This is a genomic window from Arthrobacter sp. Hiyo1 (assembly GCF_001263615.2).
GTDB lineage: Bacteria > Actinomycetota > Actinomycetes > Actinomycetales > Micrococcaceae > Arthrobacter.
On the sequence record NZ_DF952471.1, the window covers coordinates 43,633 to 48,524 of the forward strand.

A 4,892-nucleotide genomic window follows, 5' to 3' on the forward strand; every position below is an offset into this window, starting at 1 on the left:
GGCCGGCCCAAGGAGCCAAGGGGCCCAGCCAGCCAGCCCCCGGCCCCTCGCCCGCTTCAGTGCAGCGGAAGCTGTGTTCAGCGCCATCCGCCAGGACATTGAAAACGGAGCCGTGCAAGTGGGGGCCAAACTCAGCTCCGAAGCCACCCTGGCAACGCAATACGGGGTGAGCCGCTCGGTCATCCGTGAGGCGCTCCGCTCCTGCACTGCGCTGGGACTGACGGTCACCAAGACCGGCAGAGGCACGTTCGTCGTCGCGGACAGGGTGGCCAACGACCTCACACTCGGCCAGTACTCGGCACGGGACCTCAACGAGGCCCGCCCCCATATCGAAGTACCGGCAGCCGGCCTGGCTGCGAAACGCCGCAGCCCGGAAGAACTTGAGCACCTCAAGGAAATTGTCGATTCAATGGCAGCCGAGACCGACCCTGAGACCTGGGTCAGCCTCGACGCCAGTTTCCATTCTGCCATCGCCCGCGCAAGCGGCAACAAGGTCTTCGAAAGCGTTGTCGCAGACATCCGCGAAGCCCTAGCCCATCAATCCGAAACCTTGAACATGGTGGCCGACCGCCAGCATGTTTCAGACGATGAACACCTCCGCATCGTCGAAGCCATTGAAGCCGGCGACTCCCCAGCCGCCGAAGCCGCCATGGCCGACCATCTCAGCGCCGTCAGCGTTGCGTTGGACACCATCCTCAGCAAATGATCCACCAACTGAAGGAAGTCATGCCCACCCCGCATGCAACGCGCACCGCTATGCCCGCAACCACCCCGGCAGACGATTCCGCCAACCCCGCGCCACGTCCCCCTCGCGGAACAGACCCGCGACGGCCTGGTCGAGAGCGTCCACTACGGCTCCCTGATCGCAGTAGGGCCTGGCGGTGAAACACTCCTCCAAGCGGGCGATCCCGACGCCGCGTTCTACCCGCGGTCCTCCCTCAAACCGCTGCAGGCGGTCGCCATGGTCCGTGCGGGACTCAAGCTTCCGGAGAACCTCCTCGCCCTCACCGCCGCAAGCCACTCCGGCGCCGCGATGCACCTCGACGGTGCCGCACGCATCCTCGAAATGCACGGCCTGGACAAAAGCGCGTTGGAAAACAGCACCGACCTTCCCTACGGCATCGCCGAGCGCGAAGCATGGCTCCGCAGCGGCGGCGAGCCACCCAGCTCGCACAGAACTGTTCCGGCAAGCACGCATCCATGGCCGCCACGTGCGTCATCAACGGCTGGCCGGTCCAGGGTTACCTGCACCCCGAGCATCCCCTCCAAGTGCTCGTGAAGGACACCATCACCGAACTCACGGGGGAAGACGTGTTGGCAGTCAGCACCGACGGTTGCGGCACCCCGCTCTTCGCCCACAGCCTGCACGGCATGGCCCGGGCCTATGGCCGCATGGCGGCGGCGGACAGCACGGAAGCGGAAGGCCAAGTAGCCCACGCGATGCGCGCCTTCCCGGAGATGGTGGCCGGCGAGGGGCGCGACGTCACAGCGATCATGCGTACAGTTCCCGGGTTGCTTGCCAAGGACGGCTTCGAAGGCCTCCAGCTCATCGGCCTGCGGATCGGCACAGGCATCGCCATCAAGATTTCCGACGGCGCCGACCGCGCCCGAATGCCCGTCACCGTCCGCGTCCTTGAGGAACTAGGGCTCGACGGCGGCCAGCTCGCCACGCTCGCCAGCCCGCCTGTGTTGGGCGGCGGCCACCCTGTTGGCGTGCTCCGTGCCGCGAACTTCCTTGCATCCAACTGACGCAGCCAAACAAGCACAAAGACCAAAGGACAGCAATGACTTCTGCCGTGCCCACCACGACAATTCCAGGGTTCCGCTCGGAACACGATCTCCTCGGTGACCGCGACGTCCCTGCTGATGCCTACTGGGGCGTGCACACGCTGCGTGCCATCGAGAACTTCCCCATCACCGGCCACCCCTTGGCCAGCAACGCCAACCTCGTCAAGGGCCTCGCCGCGGTCAAGCTCGCCGCTGCCCGCACCAACCGCGAACTCGGTCTCCTCGACGACGAACGGGCCGACGCGATCGAACAAGCCTGCCAGGACATCCTGGACGGCAAGCTCCACGAGCAGTTCATGGTGGACGTTATCCAAGGCGGTGCCGGCACCAGCTCCAACATGAACGCCAACGAGGTCATTGCCAACCGGGCCCTTGAAATACTTGGCCACCCCAAAGGCGACTACGCCAGGCTGCACCCGAACGACCACGTCAACCTGAGCCAGTCCACCAACGACGTCTACCCCACCGCCGTCAACCTGGCCACCATTTTCTCGGTCCAGGGCCTTCTCGAGGCTCTTCAGGAACTCCAGGTCGCCTTCGCGGAGAAGGGCCAGGAATTCCGCACCGTGGTCAAGATGGGCCGCACGCAGTTGCAGGACGCCGTCCCCATGACCCTCGGCCAGGAATTCGGCGGCTACGCAGTGACCGTGGGCGAGGACCGGGCTCGACTGGCCGAGTCCCAGCTGCTCATCCACGAGATCAACCTCGGCGCAACCGCCATCGGGACCGGCCTGAACGCTCCCGTTGGATACGCCGCAGCGGCCTGCAGGCACTTGGCCGAGATCACCGGCCTGCCGCTGGTCACCTCGGTGGACCTCATCGAGGCCACCCAGGACGTAGGCGCGTTCGTCCACCTCTCCGGTGTGCTCAAGCGCGTCGCCGTCAAGCTTTCCAAGATTTGCAACGATCTCCGCTTGCTGTCCTCCGGACCGCGTGCGGGACTGGGCGAGATCAACCTCCCGGCTGTGCAGTCGGGATCGTCCATCATGCCAGGCAAGATCAATCCGGTGATCCCGGAAGTGGTCAGCCAAGTGGCGTATGAAGTCATCGGCAACGATGTCACAGTCACCATGGCAGCCGAAGCCGGACAGCTCCAGCTGAACGCCTTCGAACCGATTATCGTCCACAGCCTCCACAAGAGCATCTCCCACCTGGAAGCCGCGTGCCGCACGCTCACGTCGCGCTGCATTCGGGGCATCACCGCGAATACCGAACACCTGCGCCTCACCGTAGAGCAGTCGATCGGACTCGTCACGGCACTCAATCCGCACATCGGCTACGCCTCCGCCACCGCCATCGCCCAGGAAGCGCTGGCAAGCGGCAAGGGCGTCGCCGAGCTCGTTCTCGAACACGGCTTGCTGACCTCGGAGCAGCTCGATGAGCTCCTCCGCCCCGAACGCCTGGCCAACCTCAGCAACTAGGCTGAGCCGCGCAGAGCGTCCGACGACGGCGCCACTCACCAGCCGCCGTCGGGCCTGAACACGCGAAGAAACAGGCCGGACGGCAAGATCCGGACCCCCAACAGGACACCCCCTAAGGATTCCCATGACCAATGCACCCATCACGGACCACACGGTCCCTCCGCAGGCGCACTCCACTGAAAAGCTCCTCCACGCCGAGGACAAGGGCTATCACAAGAGCTTGAAGCCGCGTCAGATCCAGATGATCGCAATCGGCGGCGCCATCGGCACCGGCCTGTTCCTGGGTGCCGGCGGCCGCCTCAACGCTGCGGGCCCTTCCCTTGTCATCGCGTACGCGGTCTGCGGCTTCTTTGCCTTCCTGATCCTGCGCGCGCTTGGCGAACTCGTGCTGCACCGCCCGTCCTCGGGCTCCTTCGTCTCCTACGCCCGCGAGTTCTTCGGCGAGAAGGCTGCGTTTGTGTCCGGCTGGTTCTACTGGATCAACTGGGCAACCACCACCATCGTGGACACCACGGCCGCGGCCCTCTACATGAACTTCTTCGGCAAATATGTCCCTTGGATCGGAGTCGTCCCGCAGTGGGCCTGGGCACTGATCGCGCTTCTGGTGGTGCTTTGCCTGAACTTGGTCTCGGTCAAGGTCTTCGGCGAAATGGAGTTCTACTTCGCCCTGATCAAGGTGGCCGCGCTGGCGGCGTTCCTGGTGATCGGCACGTACTTCGTCATCTTCGGCACGCCGGTACCGGGCCAGGAAGTGGGCTTCAGCCTCCTCACGGACCACGGCGGTATCTTCCCCACCGGCATGCTGCCCATGATCATGCTCATGCAGGGCGTTCTGTTCGCCTACGCCTCGATTGAGCTTGTGGGCACGGCAGCGGGCGAAACGGAGAACCCCGAGAAGATCATGCCCAAGGCCATCAACTCAGTGGTCTTCCGCATCGCCGTCTTCTACGTCGGTTCCGTCATCCTGCTGGCGTTGCTGCTGCCGTACACCTCCTACGTCAAGGGTGTCAGCCCGTTTGTGACCTTCTTCGGCCACATCGGCGTACAAGGCGTGGACGTGATCATGAACCTCGTGGTCCTGACCGCCGCCCTGTCCTCCCTGAATGCCGGGTTGTACTCCACGGGCCGCATCCTGCGCTCCATGTCCGTGGCCGGTTCCGCTCCCAAGTTCGCCCAGCGCATGAACAAAGCCGGCGTCCCCTACGGCGGCATCGCCATCACGGCCGGCGTCTCCCTGCTCGGTGTTCCGCTGAACTACCTCGTACCGTCCGACGCCTTCGAGATCGTCCTCAACGTCGCCTCCGTGGGCATCATCGTCACGTGGGCCACCATCGTCTTGTGCCAGATGCAGCTCAAGCGCTGGGCCGACAAGGGCTGGCTGAAGCGTCCGTCTTTCCGGATGTTCGGCGCCCCCTACACTGGCTACCTTTCGCTGCTGTTCCTGGTGGGCGTGCTGGTGATGGTGTTCATCGACTCTCCGCTCACCATGCTGGTTACGGCCATCGCCTGCGCGCTCATTGTGGTTGGTTGGTACATGTGCCGCAAGCAAATCCACGAGATCGCCGCAGCCCGGGACGGCTTCACGGGCAGCTCGCCGGTCATCGCCAACCTGCCGGTTGCCGGTGCCGAGGACAGGATCTAGCCCCCAGTACTGAGTGCCCGACGGCGGCACCCGCGGTTCCG

The 4,892-nt window shown here is 64.7% G+C and carries 3 protein-coding genes and 1 pseudogene; all 4 read left to right on the forward strand.

Annotated features, from left to right (window positions below):
- The coding region (locus tag AHiyo1_RS11790) for a FadR/GntR family transcriptional regulator (protein WP_059388691.1) at nucleotides 1–706 on the forward strand (706 nt) is incomplete at its 5' end.
- Between the two features lie 33 nt (nucleotides 707–739).
- Nucleotides 740–1,749 (forward strand): annotated as a pseudogene (locus AHiyo1_RS11795) (asparaginase).
- 35 nt (nucleotides 1,750–1,784) lie between these two features.
- A complete protein-coding gene (aspA, locus tag AHiyo1_RS11800) occupies nucleotides 1,785–3,209 on the forward strand; it encodes an aspartate ammonia-lyase (RefSeq protein ID WP_059388689.1) in 1,425 nt (474 codons plus the stop codon).
- A gap of 124 nt (nucleotides 3,210–3,333) precedes the next feature.
- Nucleotides 3,334–4,851 carry an amino acid permease gene (locus AHiyo1_RS11805; protein ID WP_059388690.1) on the forward strand — a complete coding sequence of 506 codons (1,518 nt, stop codon included), beginning with the start codon at nucleotides 3,334–3,336 and terminating at the stop codon, nucleotides 4,849–4,851.
- Nucleotides 4,852–4,892 lie beyond the last annotated feature (41 nt).

Coding starts and splice junctions, on each gene's coding strand:
- AHiyo1_RS11805 (WP_059388690.1), top strand. CDS start 3,334: ATGACCAATGCACCCATCACGGACCACACGGTCCCTCCGCAGGCGCAC.
- aspA (WP_059388689.1), top strand. CDS start 1,785: ATGACTTCTGCCGTGCCCACCACGACAATTCCAGGGTTCCGCTCGGAA.